Here is a 16,018-nt window from a genome sequence, read left to right on the forward strand (position 1 = left end):
TAGGTGATGCTCTTCACTTGGCGTTCTCTTGTAACCGTTCGATCAGAAAGTCTTTCAGCGCGACCACAGCGGGCGTGAGCGACAGCCGATGCGGGCAGACGAGATACAGCGGCGCGGGCTCGGTAGAAAACGAGGCCAACAGCGCCACCAAGCGGCCTGCATCGAGGTCTGCCTGAACATCGAGGCGAGATTTATAGGCAATGCCCTCTCCCGCCAGCGCCCAGCGGCGCACGCACTCGGCATCGTCGCTCACTCGATTGCCCTGCACGCTGATACGCTCACTGCCGAACTGCCACTGGTTGTGCACCCGCTCACCCAGGTTGAAGCAGAGGCAGTTGTGCTGGCGTAATTCATCTGGAGTGGCAGGCTCGCCGTGGCGCGCGATATAGCTTGGTGCTGCGCACACCGCCCGGTGGTTATCGCTTTTTAGCGGCAGGGCTACCAGGCTGGAATCCTCCGGCACGCCGTAGCGCAGGGCAATCTCCACCGGCTGGCGAAACAGGTCGCTCACCCGGTCACTCACCCGAAGCCGCAGGCGCAGCTGCGGATGCCGCGCCATAAAGCGATCCAGCCAGCCCAGCAGCACGTTGCGGCCCAGATCGGAAGGCATGGAGAGGCTGAGCTCTCCCGCGATCTCCTGGCGTTCGCGGTGCAGCTCTTTTTCCCCTTCGGCAAGGGCGCTCAATGCCGTTTTCGCATGCACTAAATAGTGCGCCCCGGCGGGCGTTAGCCGCAAGCTGCGGGTAGAGCGTACCAGTAGCCGCGTGCCCAACGCGTCTTCAAGCCGTTTGATTGCCGCGCTAGCCACTGCCGGGGTAATCGCCAGCTCCCGCGCGGCGGCGGAAAGGCTGCCGTGCTCGGCGGCGTAGACAAGCACGTTTAGGTCATCAGTACGCATGGGTCGATGGCGCCCTTATTTTCAAAAAAAAATGGAAACTGTTAGCTACATTAGCCCTCTTTTTCATAAAACGACACCCAGGCATGATGACGCCATTCATCATCCTTTAGAGAGCCACTATGAAAGCATTTGCGTTTACCAAAAGCCTGCCGATCGACCACCCAGACGCCCTGCACGCCGTCGAGCTACCGCTGCCCACACCCGAGCCCCACGATATTCGCGTCGCGGTGAGCGCGGTTTCCGTTAACCCGGTGGATGCCAAGGTGCGCAAAAGCGCGCTGCCTGAAGGCGGCGAGCCGCGGGTGCTGGGTTACGACGCGGTAGGCGTGGTCGATGCCGTGGGCAGTGCGGTCACTCGCTTTCAGCCAGGTGACCGGGTGTGGTACGCAGGCAGCATTGCGCGCCAAGGCTCCAATGCCGAGTACCAACTGGTCGATGAGCGTATCGTCAGCCTGGCGCCGAAAAGTCTGTCTGACGTCCAGGCAGCGGCTCTCCCTCTCACCGCCATTACCGCCTGGGAGCTACTGTTTGACCGCCTGGAACTGGGCCTGCGCGACACCAAAGGCAAAACCCTATTAGTGGTAGGCGCTGCGGGGGGTGTTGGCTCGATTCTGATTCAGCTCGCCAAGCAGCTCACCGATATCACCGTGATTGGGACAGCCTCTCGCCCGGAAAGCCAAGCCTGGATCACGTCGCTCGGCGCCGATGCGGTGATCGACCACCACCAACCGCTGGATGAAGCGCTCAACGCCGCAGGCTACGAGCAGGTGGATATGGTGATCAGCCTGAACCAAACCGACCACCACTTTGAGGCGATCATCAATGCTCTAAAACCCCAGGGCAAGCTGGCGCTGATCGATGACCCGGAGCTGATCGACGTGCGCAAACTCAAGCTCAAGAGCCTGTCACTGCACTGGGAGCTGATGTTCACGCGGCCGCTGTTTACCACCGAGGACATTGCCAAGCAGCACGACCTATTGAGCGAAGTCGCCGCCATGGTGGATAGCGGCCGTTTAACCACGACGCTGGGCGAAGTGCTCGGCCCTATCAATGCCGATAACCTAACGCGCGCTCACGCGCTGATCGAGAGCAATCGTACTGTGGGTAAGCTGGTATTAGAGGGCTTCTAACCACGTGCACCGCTTATTTTAAGCAGGTGTGAGGGGCGAGCCGTTGCACTCTTGGGCGCAAGGCGGCACATTAGCCGCCACCGCCCAAGAGTCACGCCTATGCACGATGAATTTGTGGCCAATTTGCGCCTGCTGTGCAGCTACTACCCCTCTATTGCCGACGTGTGCCTTCGCCTGCCCATCAACCGGGCGCAGTTCAACCGCCACCTCAGCGGACGCTACTACCCCAGCCATGCCGCGCTCCAGCGTATTTGCCACTTTTTTGGCGTCACGCCGGACGACATTGCCCTGCCCCACCACGATTTTCGGGCGCTGGTACAAACCGGCCAGCTCAATGCCGACACCGCGAGCACCTCTCTGCTCGCCGCCGTGAACAACGACGTGTCTAGCGGTGATTACCACTTCCGCGCTCGCCATTGATGTATCGCCTGCTAGCGTGGCACCAGCACTTGATCGAACAAAATGGCCTCGAAGTGTTCCATAGGGGCCAGAGATTTGAGTGTTTTAGCCCGCAGAATCGCCCCTTCCCATCCGGAGAGAATAAAGCTGGCCAGCGCCTCAGGCGGGATGGCGGCATTGATCGTGCCGTCGGCTTGGGCTTGGCTCAAGCAGGCCACAAAGCGTTTTTCCCAACGCTGAAACACCAAATTCAGGGCATCACGGAAGGTATCACTCTGGCCGGAAAGCTCCTGACCGAGATTACCGATCAAGCAGCCGGTGGTGTGATCGCAGTCGAGCATATGGGCGCGCCCGGTGGCAAAGTAGCGGCGCAAACGCTCCAGGGGCGGCAGGGCGGGGTCTTCCAGCAGCGCCGCTAACGACGCATCGTAATCGTCGGCGAAGCGCTCAATGACCGCCAAGCCGAAGTCTTCTTTGCTGGAAAAGTAGTGGTAGAACGAGCCTTTGGGGACACCGCAGGTTTTTAATACAGCATTGATACCCGTCGCATTATAGCCCTGCTGGGCAATCAGCTCGGCACCAGAATCAATGAGTTTGTCACGGGTGGCGGTGTTTTTCATAACGTCATACAGACCAGGGAGTCTATGGCTTTTCACATGGATGATGGCAGTTATTGCTTGCTGCGTCAGCGTTTGGTGCAAAAAAGCCCCATCACGTCGGGTTGCACACTTTTTGCACAAAGCTTACCTAATCGCTGCGTGGCAATCGGTGATGCTAGCATGATACGCGCTCTTTTCTGGAATTTTCGCTCTCAGCCAACGGATAACGCCCGTCCATGACCCCCTCTCACTCTTACGCTTTTTCTCAGCAAGGTCGCATCGGCTTCGGTGCGCTGGCAGCGCTATTGGTGTTTGTCGGTGGTTTAGCTCTCGCTTGGTGGATCGTTAGCCAGCCGCCACGGGTCGAGCGCCGCCCGCCGCCACTGCCAACGCCGCCTGTGGTCGATGTCATCACTACGGAACAGCAGGTGCAGTCACCCACGCTGAACGGCTTTGGCCGCGTTGAGGCAGAAAAATCCACCGAGCTTGCCAGCCGCGTAGCGGGCCAGCTAGAGCGCTTTGGCGATGGCGTGCTGCCTGGGCGAGTCGTGGAGCAGGGCGAGCCGGTGGCCCACATCGACCAAGCCGACCTGCGCTTAACGCTAGAAGACGCCGAAGCCCAGTTGGCGAATGCCCAGGCGCAGCTCGCCTTAGAGCAGGCCGAGCAGCAGCGTGCGCGCAGCGAGTACGAATCCTTTGGCCGCCAGCTCAGCGCCGAACGCCGCGCGCTAGTGCTGCGTGAACCACAGCTCCGTCAGGCCCAAGCTCAACTGACCCAAGCCCGCGTGGTGCGAGACCAAGCGGCGCTCAACCTGGAGCGTGCGACCTTGACCGCCCCGTGGCGCGCCATGGTGCAAGAGCGTTTGGTGGGCGCTGGCAGCCTGCTGAGCCAAGGCACCGCCGTGGCGAGTTTGGTCGGCGTCGAGCAGTTCTGGGTGCGCGCTTCCCTTCCTGGCGAAACGCTGGATTGGCTATCGCCGGGGGGGAGCGTCACGCTGACTAGCCAAGGCTGGCCAGAAGGGGCCTCTCGGGAAGGCACGTTGCTCTCTATTCTGCCCAACCTCGAAGAGAACGGCCTGCAGGCCCAGCTGTTGATCGCCGTGGATGATCCACTGGCGCTCAACCAGGACGGCCCCGCCCTGCGCTTGGGAGATGTGCTGCGCGTGGCGTTTCATACCACCGCCGAAGAGCCCTTGATTGCGCTGCCCTCAGCCGCACTTCGCCCCGGCGAGCAGGTGTGGTGGGTGGATGAGGATAATCGCCTGCAAAGCACCCAGGTCACGCTCGCCTATCGCGGCCAGGAAGAAGTGCTGATACGCAGCGGCCTGGAGCCCGGCCAGCGGGTAGTGACTGCCGGGCTAGCCCAACCCCGAGAGGGCCAGGAAGTGCGGATTCGCCAGCGTGGCGATACCCCCGCTCAGGATGAGGGAGCGGCTCAATGATGCGTAAAGGCCCGCTGGCGTGGATGGTCGATCACGGCGTCGCCCCCAACCTGATGATGGTACTGTTTATCGTCGGCGGGCTAATGGCCTCACTGGCGATCAAAAAAGAGGTGTTTCCCGAATTCGAGACGGAAATCGTTCAGGTCACCATCAGCTACCCGGGTGCCACGCCGGAGGATGTGGAGCAGAGCCTGCTGCTGCCGGTCGAGGCCGCGATTGCCGATGTGGAAGGCATCGATGAACTGACCGCCAGCGCCAGCGAAGGCAGCGGCGTGGTCAGCGCCACGCTAATTGATGGCGTAAACGTGATGCGGGCGTATCAGGATATTCAGCAATCCGTGAACGCCATCACCACCCTGCCCGCCGCCGCCGACCCGCCCCGCTTCACCCTGGCAGGCCGCTCGCGCAGCGTGGTCAGCCTTCAGGTGTATGGCAACGTGGGCTTGGCCGCGCTCCACGACGCCGCCGAAAACGTACGCGCCGAGCTGCAGGCCACCAGCGGTATTTCCCGCGCCGAGCTTTCCGGCAACCGCGAACGGGAAATCCAGGTTCATTTGGATGACGAGGCCATCGAGCGCTACGGGTTGGATCATCAACAGCTGGCGAGCCGCATCGCCGAGGAAGCGCTGGATCTTGCCAGCGGCCAGCTCACGACCGCTGAAGGCGAGTGGCTGATTCGCTACCAGGGGCGGCGCAACAGCGCCGAGGAGTTTGCCGAACTGCCCATCTTAACCACCGCCCAGGGTGCGCCCGTTATGCTCGGCGATATCGCCAGAGTGAGCGAAGGCTTTGCCGAAACCGACCGGGAGGAGTTTTACAACGGCCAGCCAGGGCTATCGGTAGATGTGTATCAAATCGGCGACCAAACGCCCACGAGTATTTCTAATGCGGTTTACGGTGAGTTAGAGCGGCTGCAAGCCAACCTGCCCGATGGCGTCAGCCTGGACGTTTCACGGGATAGCTCGGAAGTTTACGAAGACCGCCTCAGCCTGCTGCTGAAAAACGCCTGGATGGGGCTAGCGCTGGTACTGATTTTGATGGCGCTGTTTTTAGAGGCGCGGCTGGCCTTTTGGGTCACGCTAGGCATTCCCACGGCGTTTTTAGGGGCCATGCTGTTTCTACCCTGGGTCGGCGTGTCGCTCAATATGATGTCGATGTTCGCCTTTATCATCGCCCTCGGCATCGTGGTGGATGACGCCATCATGGTGGGCGAAAACATCTACAGTTACCGAGAGCAGGGCTACTCGCTGCGAGATGCGGCGGTTAAAGGCGCTCAAGAAATTGCCACTCCGCTGACCTTTGCCATCCTCTCCAATATCGTCGCGTTTCTACCGCTCTTGTTCCTGCCGGGATTTCTGGGGCTGATTTTTGCCACCGTGCCGGTGGTGGTGATTACCGTGTTTATTATCTCGCTAGTGGAAGCGCTGTTTATTCTGCCCGCCCACTTGGCCCACGCCAGCAAGCCCCGCCAAACGCCCGCGTGGCAGCGGCCCATCGAAGCGGTGCGACTCAGTATGCAGCGCGGTTTGCATCTCTTCACCTATCAACAGTTTGAGCCTCTGTTACAGCGCGCGCTCAATCAGCGCCTGCTCACCGTCGCTATGGGGGTCGCCATTCTCTGCGTGACCATGGCCTGGGCGATGAGCGGGCGGTTAGGTTTTTCGCTGATGCCTCGGGTCGAGTCTGATCAGGTGCAAGCCACCGTCACCCTGCCGATTGGCAGCCATATCAGCGTAAGCCGCGAGCTAAGCCAACAGCTCCTCGATGCCGCCGCACAGCTCAGCGAGCAGGAAGAGACCCTCACCTTCAGCAGCACCCGCAGTAGCCTAGATGGCGAAAGCCTGGAAGTGCGTTTGGATATCGCGCCGGAAAGCCTGGATGCCTGGCCTCCTTCTCGCATCGCTCGGGAGTGGCGGGACCTCACCGGGGATCTGTTAGGCGCGCAGTCGGTACGCTTCGAGTCTGACTTTGGCGGCCCCGGTAGCGGGGCGGCGTTGAGCCTGCGCCTCTCTCACCCCAATACCCAAGTGCTGGAGGCCGCCGCCGCAGATTTGGCCGAACGGCTAGCCGAATATGGCTTGACCGATATCGACAGCGGCCTGGGCGATGGCAAGCCACAGCTAGAGATGCGCCTCTCCGCCGAAGGTCGTTCACTCGGGCTGACCGGCAGCGACCTCGCCCAGGCGCTGCGCGGCCCGCTGCAAGGAGCCACGGCGGTGGAGCAGTTTATCGGCCGCCAGGAGGTGAGCGTGGAAGTGCGCCTGCCGGAGCAGTCGCGCAACAGCCTTAGCGAGCTATACCGCCTGCCGGTCAGAACCCCCGACGGGATGAGCGTGCCGCTCTCTAGAGTCGCGGATATCACTCTGAGCCAAGCCTCCAGCAGCCTGCAGCGTATTGATGGGCGGCGGATTATCACCGTCACCGCCGATTCAGAGGGCGACCAAGCGATTAACCAAGTGCTCGCCACCCTTCAAGAAGAGGTCTTCCCCACGCTCAGCAACACCTGGCCAGGGCTTGAAGTGAGCATGGGCGGCCGCCAACAGGATACCGCCGACAACCTCGCCACCCTGCGTAACGCCATGTGGCTGATGTTAGCCGCCCTCTATGCGCTGCTCGCTATTCCGTTCAAAAGCTACCTGCAGCCGCTGTTGGTGATGGCCGCAATTCCGTTTGGTATCGTCGGTGCCGTGGGCGGTCATATGCTGATGGGCTTTGGGCTGTCGATCATCAGCCTATTAGGTATGCTAGCGCTCTCCGGCGTGGTGATTAACGATGCGCTGGTGTTGATCGACTACGCTAACCGTAAGCGACGGGAAGGCATGGCGCCTCGCGAAGCGATTGTGGCCGCCGCCACCCGACGCTTGCGGCCGATTATGATGACCACGCTGACCACGTTCCTGGGGCTTGCGCCGATGATTCTGGAAACCTCACGCCAGGCACGCTTTATGATCCCCATGGCGATTTCGCTAGGCTTTGGCATGCTCTTCGCCACCCTGATTCTGCTGCTGGTAGTGCCCTGCCTCTATTTAGGGCTGGAAAACCTACGTGAACGGTTAAGCGCCCCGCGCCAGCCTAGCCAGCAGGGCATAAACTAATGAGTAGATGGACCCGACTGCGTCAGTGGCGGCCCTCACGGCTGGGGCTAAAGCTGTTTGTGGCAATTTTAAGCGTTAACGTGGCCATCGCGGCGAGCGTGTTTCTGGCGGTCTCGTACAGCATCGACCGGGGGTTTTTAGAGTATCTCAACCAATCCCAAGAGCGACGCGCCACCCTACTGGCCGATGGGCTCATTACCCGCTGGGAAACCCAGGGCGACTGGGCGTGGTTAGAGGCGTCGCCAGAGCGCTGGCCCTACATCGTCCGGTTCGAGTTGGGCCAAGAGCATCGTGATCGCCCTTCTCCCTTGGGCGAGGCACAAGACTTCGCACTGCGCGATAGCGACGGAGAGTATGTGATACCGCCGACGGATACCCCGCGCGGCTCAATGGGCTGGCGCTGGCTGACGCTGTATAGCGATACGACCCCAAGCGGCCAGCGAGAAGCGATTGGCGCGCTGGGTTTTCGCCCGCCACAGGAGATGATGGAGCGCATGGAGAGCCGCTTTCTGGAGCGCCAACAGCGTAACCTAGTGCTAATCGTGATCTCGCTAGGGCTGGCCTCGCTGCTGCTGGCAGGCGGGCTCTCATGGTGGCTGGGTCGGCGCACCCGCGCCCTGGCCGGGGCTACGCTGCGCTTAACCGAAGGCGACTACCACACCCGCCTGCCAGAGCGTGGTAAAGATGAGCTTTCCCGTCTTGCCCGAGATTTCAACGTGCTGGCCGCCACGCTTGAAGCCAGCCGTGAAGCCCGCGCCCGCTGGGTCTCGGACACCGCCCATGAGCTGCGCACCCCGCTGGCTGTGTTGCGGGGTGAAATTGAAGCCATGCAGGACGGCATCCGCCCGCTGAACCAGGAAAACTTAAGTTCGCTGGCTCAGGAAGTGGCTCAGCTAGAGCGCTTAGTAGCCGATTTACGCCTGCTCTCCCAAAGCGATGCGGGCGCGCTGGATATCCAGCTTGCCCCCATGAATCTCAGCGAAAGCCTGGAAAGCCGCCTGAACGACGCCGACCGCTGGCTGGAAGAGAGCGGCCTGACCCTCACCACGGCCCTGGCCGATGATGTGATGATTCGTGGCGATGCCCAACGACTACGCCAGCTGTGGAGCAACCTGCTGGATAATAGCTGTGCCTACACCCAGCCGCCTGGAAAGCTAAGTGTTTCCCTTATCTGCGAACGGGGCGACGCGGTGATTACCTGGCAAGATAGTGCCCCCGGAGTTCCTGAAGAGGAGCTGTCACGTTTAACCGAGCGGCTCTACCGGGTGGAGGGTTCGCGCAACCGCGCCAGCGGTGGCAGCGGCCTGGGGCTTTCTATTGCCAGCGCGCTGGTAACGGCTCATGGCGGCACGCTCACACCCAGCGCCTCGGCGCTGGGTGGCTTAACTTGGACCCTACGGTTGCCACTGTTAACCGCCTCTTAAACGACCATAAGCGAGCTGACTATGTCTCAGAGTGATTCACATCCCGACGCATTACCTCAAGATGGTTTACCCCAAGACGCTTCCCTGCTGATCGTTGAGGATGAGCCCAAAATCGCCCGCCTCATGGCCGATTACTTACAAAGCAATCATTTTGCGCCCAGCATTATCAGCCACGGCAATGAGGTGATCCCCTGGCTCACTCAGCATTCGCCTGAACTGGTGCTGCTGGATGTTATGCTACCGGGCAAAGATGGCCTGACGCTGTGCCGGGAAATCCGTGAACAGTGGCCCAAGCTCCCCATTATCATGGTCACCGCCAAGGTAGAAGAGGTAGACCGGCTGCTGGGGCTAGAGTTAGGCGCAGATGATTACATCTGCAAACCTTTCAGCCCTCGTGAAGTAGTGGCACGTGTTAAGGCCGTGCTACGCCGCAGTCATGCCGCTGCACAGGCAGCACCCACCACCACCGCCCCCAAAGCGCCCATCACGCTAGATGAAGAGGGCTGGCAGGCACTGGCCGACGGCCAAGATTTAGGCTTAACAGCGGTCGAGTTTCAGTTGCTGCGCGTGATGATGCAGTCTCCAGGACGCATTTTCAGCCGCGAGCAGTTGATGGATCATATGTACCGTGATAACCGTATCGTGTCTGAACGCACGGTCGACAGCCACATCAAAAAGCTGCGTAAAAAGATCACGGAAGCCCTCCCCGACCAAGAAATTATTCGCTCGGTTTACGGAGTGGGTTATAAGTATCAGCCGGAAGGGTAAGCCTCACAGGTCGAGAGGCTACCCAACAAGGCATCGCTACAGGTCACTGCATTATGAAAGCGCTCATCGTAGAAGATAACGACAATCTTGCGCGCTCGATTGCCTCGACGTTAGAGGAAGCCAGTTTCACCATCGACGTGGCCTGCGATGGTGAAAAAGCGCTGCTCATGCTGCAGCAAGGGAGGTATGACCTGCTGGTACTGGACCTGGGGCTGCCGCTGCTCGATGGCATGTCGTTGCTGCGCCTGTTGCGCCACCAGCAGAACACCATTCCCGTCTTGATCATCTCCGCCCGCGACACCCTGGACCAGCGCATTCTGGGGCTGGAAGTCGGTGCGGACGACTATCTGTGCAAGCCCTTCTCGCTGAACGAGGTAGCCGCCAGAGCCCGCGCGCTGGTCAGAAGAGCCAAGCATTTTGGCGGTGAGAGCCTGCGCTGCGGGCGCCTGGAGTTCTTTCCGGATGCCATGGAGCTGCGCGTGGACGGCCAGGCCCTCACGCTACACCGCCGCGAGCTGGAGGTCATCGAATACCTGCTGATCAATCAGAATCGGCTGGTCAGCAAGGACCAGATCATCGACCGGCTCTCCTCGACGGATGAAGCCATCAGCTACGCCGCCGTGGAAACCTACATTTCACGTATTCGCAAAAAGATCGGCCATGACTTCGGCCTGAAAACCGTGCGAGGGCTGGGCTATTACCTGGCCCCACCCGCCTCGGAGGAAGGCGCGTCTTGACCCCGACTCCCCGCTCCATCCGCAGTCGCCTGCTGCTGTGGATTGCCTTGCCGTTCACCGCCCTGGCCTTCCTGGCCCTGCTCTCCAGCTACCTGCTGCTGAGCAAGCAGATCAACGAAGCCTTCGACGCCATGCTGCTGAATGCCGCCCAGCGCCTGGAGCGTCGGGTATATACCGCCGATGGCCAGCTACGCATCAACATGCACTACTTCAGCATCAGCACGCTGGGCAGTCGTGGGGAGGGCAAGATTTTCTACCGTATCCGGGAAGCCCAGGGGGGCATGATTGCCGGTTTTCAAGGGCTGGGCGATCCGCCCGACTCCCTCGACGCGCCGCTGTTTTACGACGTGACTTACGCAGGCAACGAGCTGCGGGCCGTGGCCTTGACCTTCCCTTTTCGCCGCGGGCGTGATGTCGTGGACATCGAAGTCATCGTGGCGGAATCAAAAGAGACCCGGCACTCATTGACCCACGACTTCATGGTCACCCTGGCCGGGCTCACGGCGGTGACCGGGCTGCTGGCGATCACGCTGGCGCTCCTCGCCATCCACCGTGGCCTTGCCCCTTTGAACGCCATCAGCCGCGCACTGCGCCAGCGCTCGCCCCACGATCTGCAGCCCATTCGCGACAGCGTGCCCAGGGAAATACGTCCCCTGACGCAAAGCATCAATTACCTGATGCAACGCATGCAAAGCAGCATTACCAGCACCCAACAGCTCAACGCCGACGTTTCCCACCAGCTACGCACGCCCATTTCAGAGATTCGGGCACTCACGGAAATGACCCTGAAGAGCGAGCAATCACCCGCCAACAGGGCCAACCTGCTGGAGATTCAGCGCATTGCCGAGCATGCCGGGCACACCGTGCAACAGCTGCTGAAATACGCCAAGACCCGCAGTGAGCTGTTCGAACTCACCCAGCTGCAGGCCGTTGACCTGATCGCACTATGCCAGCAGGCTTGCCAGCAGGTCGCCACCGGCATTTACCAAAAGGGCCAGGAGCTGGCCTTCGAGCAGCCCGAGGCCCTGCCCTCCATTCATGGCGACCCCATTTTGCTGCAGTGGCTGGTGATCAACCTGATCGATAACGCCAGCCTCCACGCGGGCGGCGCGCTCCCTTACCAGGGCACCATTACCATTGGCCTCACCCATGACGCCGATACGGTACGACTCAGCGTGCACGATGAAGGCGTGGGGGTGGACCCCGCCCGGCTGCCGCAGCTCACCGAACGGTTTTTCCGCGATAACGCCCATGCACCGGGCAGCGGCCTTGGCCTGGCCATCGTCGAACAGGTGGCCACTACCCACGGCGCCCAGCTTGCCATGCGCAATCGCCCTCAGGGCGGGCTGGAAGTCACGGTGGCGTTTCCGGTGCTGCCAGCGTCGTCAGGCGGATCATCAGCGGCGTCATGAAGATCAGCAACAGCAGCCGCAGAATATGGTGAGAGACCACGTAAACCGGGTCGAACCCCATGACCATGGCGATGACCGCCATCTCCCCGACGCCGCCCGGTATCAGCGCCAGCATCACCGCCACGAACGGCAATGACGTGACGCTGGCCACCAGCCAGGCCATCAACGCGGCCACCACCAGCGCAAAGAGCGCATACAGCATGCCGAACCGCCCTACCCGCACCACCTGTTGCCAGTGGGTGCCTGAAAAACGCGAGCCCACCGAGGAGCCCAGCACCAGAAAGGTCACCAGCAGGATTTCATTGGGCAGCGTGTAGGCTACGCCCACATTGGCAATCAAGGCACCTGCCGCCATCGGCCCCAGAAACTCCGGTAGCGGCAAGCGGACCAGTCGACCCAGCCACCAGCAAGCAGGAGCCAGCAGCAGTGGCAGCACCCCCATGAGCGACAGCGGCTCGGCAGAGGGCGGCAAGGCCACGCTGTCGACGAACAGGCTGGCCAGCAGCGCCGCGCCCGATACCACGGTGACCAGCCTCAGCGAGTGAGAAATGGCAATCCAGCGCAGGTCACCATGGGCACGCTCGGCCAGCACCAAGGCCGAGTTCATGCTGCCTGGGTAGGCACAGAACATGGCGTTCAGGCTGCCGACGCGGGCACGAGCAAAGATCCAGTACCCTCCTGCCAGCATCAGCACCATGTAGGCCAGCATGGCCAGCACGCTGGGGTACCACTGCACCAGGCTCACCAGCTCGTCCGCGTGGATACGACTGCCGATGAACAGCCCCAGTAGGGCAATGGCCACGCGATGCAAGCGCTTGTCTACCCCGGTGCGAACGCCTGCCAGCGAAACGCCCATGACCATGAACAGCGCCCCTAGCATCCACGCCAGCGGCAGCGAAAAAAGGGTGGCCACCAGGCCACCCAAACATCCCAAACCAATGGTTTTCAGCGTTTTCTTCACCCGCGCCCCCGTTGCTGCGCTACGCTTTTGCCGCCACGCGGCGTGCCTGAAAGCGCTTGACCAGCGGCTGGCCAAACAGCGAAATCAACAGCAGCGCCAGGATGGCCAGGGTCGCAGGCCGCTCCAGCACGTACGTGATATCCCCGCCACTGATCTGGTAGGAATGCAGCAGCGACTTCTCCGCCAGAGCCCCCAGCAGCATGCCAATGACCGCCGCAGGCACCGAGTAACCGTAGTGGCGGAAGATCCAGCCGATCACGGCAAACACCAGCACCGTGGCAGGCCCGGTCATGTTGCCGGTGAGCCCGAACGACCCCATGACCGCCAATACCAGCACGGAAGGAATCAGATAGCGCATGGGCACCTTGACGATGTTGGCCAGCAGTGGAATGAACAAAATCCCCACGATGACCAGCAAGAATACCTGGGCGAAGTTGGCAAAGATGATCGCGTAGACCACGTCCGTTTGCTGGCGGATGAACTGCGGGCCACCGGTAATGTTGTGCATGGCAAACGCAGCCAGCATCACCGCCGTTGCCCCACCGCCAGGAATGCCCAGCGCCAGCAGGGTTGCCATGGAGCCCCCCTCCGAGCTGCTGTTGGCGGCCTCGGACGCGACGACCCCTTTGGGGTTGCCCTTGCCGTAGGAGTCCGGGTCTTTATCCCGCCGCTTGGTCTCGATGTAGGAGAGCAGATTGGAAACCGACGACCCGACACCGGGCACCGCGCCCACCAGCACACCGATCAAGCCACCGCGAATCATCACCACAGGATGACGCAGCGCCATCTTGCAGCCCTGAAAAATTTCGCTGGCACGTACCTTGCGCGCATCCGCCGACTCGACGATGAACCCCTTGTTGGCCAGCTTGAACAGCTCGGACGCCGCAAACATGCCCATCATGGCAGGAATCACCGGCACCCCGTCCAGCAGGTAGGTTTGCCCCATGGTGCCCCGGGCCAGGCCAATTTCGTTGAACCCGATGGTGCCCACCAGCAACCCCACGAAACCGGCCACCAGGCCTTTGAGCACCTGCTCACCCTTGAGGCTGGCGATCAGCGTCATGCCCCAGAGGATCACCACGAACATCTCGGCGGGCCCCAGGCGCAGAACCATGTAGGAGAGCGGCTGGATCATGAAGAACAGCACCACGTAGCCCATCAGCGAACCGACCACCGAGGCGGCCAACGCCACCCCCAGCGCCTGATTGTGCTGCCCGCGTCGCGCCATCGGGTAGCCATCGAAGGCCGTGGCAATGGCCGAGGAAGTGCCGGGAATGTTCATCAGGATGGCCGGGATCCCTGCGCCAAACGATCCGCCGGTAAAAATCGCCGTCAAGAACAGCATGGCCTGAATGAAGTCCATGTACATGGTCATGGGCAAGAAGATCGCCATGGCCATGGAGATCTGCAGGCCCGGCGTTGCCCCAAAAATCAGCCCCAGCACGATACCGGGAACCACTACCAACCAGGGCCCTGCGCTGGAAAAGAGCAGGTTCATACTCTGCTCGACGGCACCAAAATCAATCATGTTGCCTCCTTCGATGCGTTCAGTTGGGGATCAGCAGCAGCGTCATGGGATAAGGCAGCATGCGCGAAAAGAAGAACGCTGCACCAAGGCCAAACAACGCGCTGAAACTGAACAACGCCAGCCAGTTGCGCTCACCCTTGAGAATCAGAAAAGACGCGATGAACGCCACCGTCGCCAGGTCGAAACCCAGGGTTTCCAACGACATCACGTAGGCGGCAAACAGGCCCACCACCGGCAGCGTACGCAGCAGAGGTTCCTCTTGCTGGTTCTGGGTCAGCAGCGTGCCTTTCTTCAGGCGCAGCACCACCTCCAGGGTAATCAGCGCCAGTACCAGCAGCGCCATGGGGAGAATCAGCAATAAGTTCTGGGGGGTCGCGGAGACGCGAATGGCATCCATCAGATACCACAGCGTAAAGCTCGCCAGACCGATGAGGACGAGCGCGTCCCCATAGTCACGTTTTTGTGCCGTCATGGGTAAACTCCTGGCAGGCACCCCCTGAGGGTGCCTGCCACTACAGGATCGTCAGACGATGGGGTGATCAGTTGAGCAGGTGGGCATACTTCTCGAACACGTCGTAGTTTTCGCGCATCAGCTCATTGGAACGCTCGGGGCCTACCCATACGCCGCCCATTTCATTGCGCTCCAGGTGCTCTTGCACGTCCTTGCGCGCCAGTGCGTTCTGGATGGCATCCGCGAGGGCTTCGTAACGGCCCGGATGCTGGCGCTCGACTTCGCTGGTCACCGCAAAACCGCGCATGGAGCCTTGCAGCACCGGCACTTCCAGCTCCATGGGAGCAAGGGCCTCATTGATGGTCGGCGCATCCCACTGCTCGATACGCTCGTCGTTGACGATGGCCAGCGGCGTCAGGAACTCACGAATGCCTTCGCTGCCTTGAGCACTGATGGACACAAAATCTACCTGGCCCCCGGCCACTGCAGAACGCGCCTCACCACCGCTGTTGTAGGTCACTAAATTGAGATTCTCCTGAGGAATACCCGCTTCGTCCAAAAGCAGCCGCACCATCAGGTGGCCCGCTGAGCCTTGCACAACGGCACCGCGAACTTGGCCGCTCTGCTCACGAATAGCCTCCAGCAATGAAGGCAGGTCGTCGTAACCACTGTCCTTGTTGGCTGCGATCAGATCGAGATCGAACCACTGAAAATTGATGTAGGAGAAGTCATCCACGCTGAAATTGGCGCCACCCGTCAGAATCGAGTTGGTCAGGTAAGGGGCAAAGGTGGAGGCATAAACGGTATAAGCGTCGTCCGGTACGTTCAGCACGTAGTTAGAAGCGACCTGAGTTCCCGCCCCTGGGCGGTTGGTGACTTGAATAGGCACGCCGATCTCTTCGGAGATATACCCCGACATCAAGCGGGCCAGCCGGTCGGCGCTGCCGCCGGTACCAAACCCGACGACCATGTTGAGCGGGCGTTCCGGGTAGCTGTCTGCCGCAGCAGGCAGCACCATAGCCAGTGACGCTACCGTGACGGTGGCGCCCACCAGCAGGGATTTAAGCGCGCGAGGAAACGAGCTGACAGGTTGCTTGAGCATAGCGATGTCTCTTGTTGTGCATGTTATTAGAATCAGGCGGCTGCCTGTAGAGACAACGCTATCCCACAAAAC

General features: G+C 61.0%; 14 protein-coding genes. 8 read left to right on the plus strand and 6 right to left on the minus strand.

Translation table 11 applies throughout. The annotated features are described in order from the left end of the window. Positions 1 to 13 precede the first annotated feature (13 nt). Entirely contained in the window at positions 14 to 898 is an 885-nt protein-coding gene (locus AC13CY_RS04840) for a LysR family transcriptional regulator (protein ID WP_483052351.1), read from the minus strand. 119 nt (positions 899 to 1,017) lie between these two features. Between AC13CY_RS04840 and AC13CY_RS04845 the strand changes: the two genes are divergently transcribed. Continuing rightward, positions 1,018 to 2,028: a zinc-binding alcohol dehydrogenase family protein gene (locus AC13CY_RS04845; RefSeq protein WP_483052352.1), complete on the plus strand. Its 1,011-nt coding sequence runs from the start codon at positions 1,018 to 1,020 to the stop codon at positions 2,026 to 2,028. A gap of 99 nt (positions 2,029 to 2,127) precedes the next feature. Then, positions 2,128 to 2,448 carry a helix-turn-helix domain-containing protein gene (locus tag AC13CY_RS04850; RefSeq protein WP_044628661.1) on the plus strand — a complete coding sequence of 107 codons (321 nt, stop codon included), beginning with the start codon at positions 2,128 to 2,130 and terminating at the stop codon, positions 2,446 to 2,448. An 11-nt stretch (positions 2,449 to 2,459) separates the two neighbouring features. On the opposite strand, the gene AC13CY_RS04855 is transcribed toward AC13CY_RS04850, so the two are convergent. Then, complete coding sequence (locus tag AC13CY_RS04855) at positions 2,460 to 3,047, minus strand: TetR/AcrR family transcriptional regulator (protein ID WP_044628662.1); 588 nt, start codon at positions 3,045 to 3,047, stop codon at positions 2,460 to 2,462. 215 nt (positions 3,048 to 3,262) lie between these two features. On the opposite strand from AC13CY_RS04855, the gene AC13CY_RS04860 reads away from it, so the two are divergent. From AC13CY_RS04860 to AC13CY_RS04885, 6 genes are read left to right on the plus strand one after another with little or no spacing between them, the layout of a single operon-like run. Continuing rightward, the gene (locus tag AC13CY_RS04860) at positions 3,263 to 4,468 is read left to right on the plus strand and encodes an efflux RND transporter periplasmic adaptor subunit (protein WP_483052353.1); all 1,206 of its coding nucleotides are present in this window, start codon (positions 3,263 to 3,265) and stop codon (positions 4,466 to 4,468) included. Continuing rightward, positions 4,465 to 7,563, plus strand: coding sequence for an efflux RND transporter permease subunit (locus AC13CY_RS04865; protein ID WP_483052354.1), 3,099 nt, complete (start codon positions 4,465 to 4,467; stop codon positions 7,561 to 7,563). The genes AC13CY_RS04860 and AC13CY_RS04865 overlap by 4 nt, the downstream gene beginning before the upstream one ends. Continuing rightward, a complete protein-coding gene (locus AC13CY_RS04870; RefSeq protein ID WP_483052355.1) occupies positions 7,563 to 8,987 on the plus strand; it encodes an ATP-binding protein in 1,425 nt (474 codons plus the stop codon). The genes AC13CY_RS04865 and AC13CY_RS04870 overlap by 1 nt, the downstream gene beginning before the upstream one ends. A gap of 21 nt (positions 8,988 to 9,008) precedes the next feature. Beyond that, positions 9,009 to 9,755 carry a response regulator gene (locus tag AC13CY_RS04875; protein WP_058577198.1) on the plus strand — a complete coding sequence of 249 codons (747 nt, stop codon included), beginning with the start codon at positions 9,009 to 9,011 and terminating at the stop codon, positions 9,753 to 9,755. A 53-nt stretch (positions 9,756 to 9,808) separates the two neighbouring features. Then, positions 9,809 to 10,492 carry a response regulator transcription factor gene (locus AC13CY_RS04880; RefSeq protein WP_483052356.1) on the plus strand — a complete coding sequence of 228 codons (684 nt, stop codon included), beginning with the start codon at positions 9,809 to 9,811 and terminating at the stop codon, positions 10,490 to 10,492. Then, positions 10,489 to 11,904: a sensor histidine kinase gene (locus AC13CY_RS04885; protein ID WP_483052357.1), complete on the plus strand. Its 1,416-nt coding sequence runs from the start codon at positions 10,489 to 10,491 to the stop codon at positions 11,902 to 11,904. The genes AC13CY_RS04880 and AC13CY_RS04885 overlap by 4 nt, the downstream gene beginning before the upstream one ends. Here the strand turns inward: AC13CY_RS04885 and AC13CY_RS04890 are convergent. The 4 genes from AC13CY_RS04890 to AC13CY_RS04905 form a co-directional block, all read right to left on the minus strand. Continuing rightward, positions 11,846 to 12,865: an AbrB family transcriptional regulator gene (locus AC13CY_RS04890; RefSeq protein ID WP_483052358.1), complete on the minus strand. Its 1,020-nt coding sequence runs from the start codon at positions 12,863 to 12,865 to the stop codon at positions 11,846 to 11,848. The two genes, AC13CY_RS04885 and AC13CY_RS04890, sit on opposite strands and share 59 nt — an antisense overlap. Positions 12,866 to 12,884: 19 nt before the next feature. Beyond that, positions 12,885 to 14,393: a tripartite tricarboxylate transporter permease gene (locus AC13CY_RS04895; RefSeq protein WP_193461067.1), complete on the minus strand. Its 1,509-nt coding sequence runs from the start codon at positions 14,391 to 14,393 to the stop codon at positions 12,885 to 12,887. Positions 14,394 to 14,412: 19 nt separating this feature from the next. Continuing rightward, complete coding sequence (locus tag AC13CY_RS04900) at positions 14,413 to 14,865, minus strand: tripartite tricarboxylate transporter TctB family protein (RefSeq protein WP_483052359.1); 453 nt, start codon at positions 14,863 to 14,865, stop codon at positions 14,413 to 14,415. Between the two features lie 67 nt (positions 14,866 to 14,932). Continuing rightward, positions 14,933 to 15,946, minus strand: a complete 1,014-nt coding sequence (locus AC13CY_RS04905; RefSeq protein ID WP_483052360.1) for a Bug family tripartite tricarboxylate transporter substrate binding protein — start codon at positions 15,944 to 15,946, stop codon at positions 14,933 to 14,935. Positions 15,947 to 16,018: the final 72 nt, after the last annotated feature.

It is taken from the genome of Vreelandella sp. L-15, from assembly GCF_056857635.1.

Bases quoted from the DNA above. Each gene is read 5' to 3' on its own strand.
- AC13CY_RS04840 (WP_483052351.1), bottom strand. From the start codon at position 898: ATGCGTACTGATGACCTAAACGTGCTTGTCTACGCCGCCGAGCACGGC.
- AC13CY_RS04845 (WP_483052352.1), top strand. From the start codon at position 1,018: ATGAAAGCATTTGCGTTTACCAAAAGCCTGCCGATCGACCACCCAGAC.
- AC13CY_RS04850 (WP_044628661.1), top strand. From the start codon at position 2,128: ATGCACGATGAATTTGTGGCCAATTTGCGCCTGCTGTGCAGCTACTAC.
- AC13CY_RS04855 (WP_044628662.1), bottom strand. From the start codon at position 3,047: ATGAAAAACACCGCCACCCGTGACAAACTCATTGATTCTGGTGCCGAG.
- AC13CY_RS04860 (WP_483052353.1), top strand. From the start codon at position 3,263: ATGACCCCCTCTCACTCTTACGCTTTTTCTCAGCAAGGTCGCATCGGC.
- AC13CY_RS04865 (WP_483052354.1), top strand. From the start codon at position 4,465: ATGATGCGTAAAGGCCCGCTGGCGTGGATGGTCGATCACGGCGTCGCC.
- AC13CY_RS04870 (WP_483052355.1), top strand. From the start codon at position 7,563: ATGAGTAGATGGACCCGACTGCGTCAGTGGCGGCCCTCACGGCTGGGG.
- AC13CY_RS04875 (WP_058577198.1), top strand. From the start codon at position 9,009: ATGTCTCAGAGTGATTCACATCCCGACGCATTACCTCAAGATGGTTTA.
- AC13CY_RS04880 (WP_483052356.1), top strand. From the start codon at position 9,809: ATGAAAGCGCTCATCGTAGAAGATAACGACAATCTTGCGCGCTCGATT.
- AC13CY_RS04895 (WP_193461067.1), bottom strand. From the start codon at position 14,393: ATGATTGATTTTGGTGCCGTCGAGCAGAGTATGAACCTGCTCTTTTCC.
- AC13CY_RS04900 (WP_483052359.1), bottom strand. From the start codon at position 14,865: ATGACGGCACAAAAACGTGACTATGGGGACGCGCTCGTCCTCATCGGT.
- AC13CY_RS04905 (WP_483052360.1), bottom strand. From the start codon at position 15,946: ATGCTCAAGCAACCTGTCAGCTCGTTTCCTCGCGCGCTTAAATCCCTG.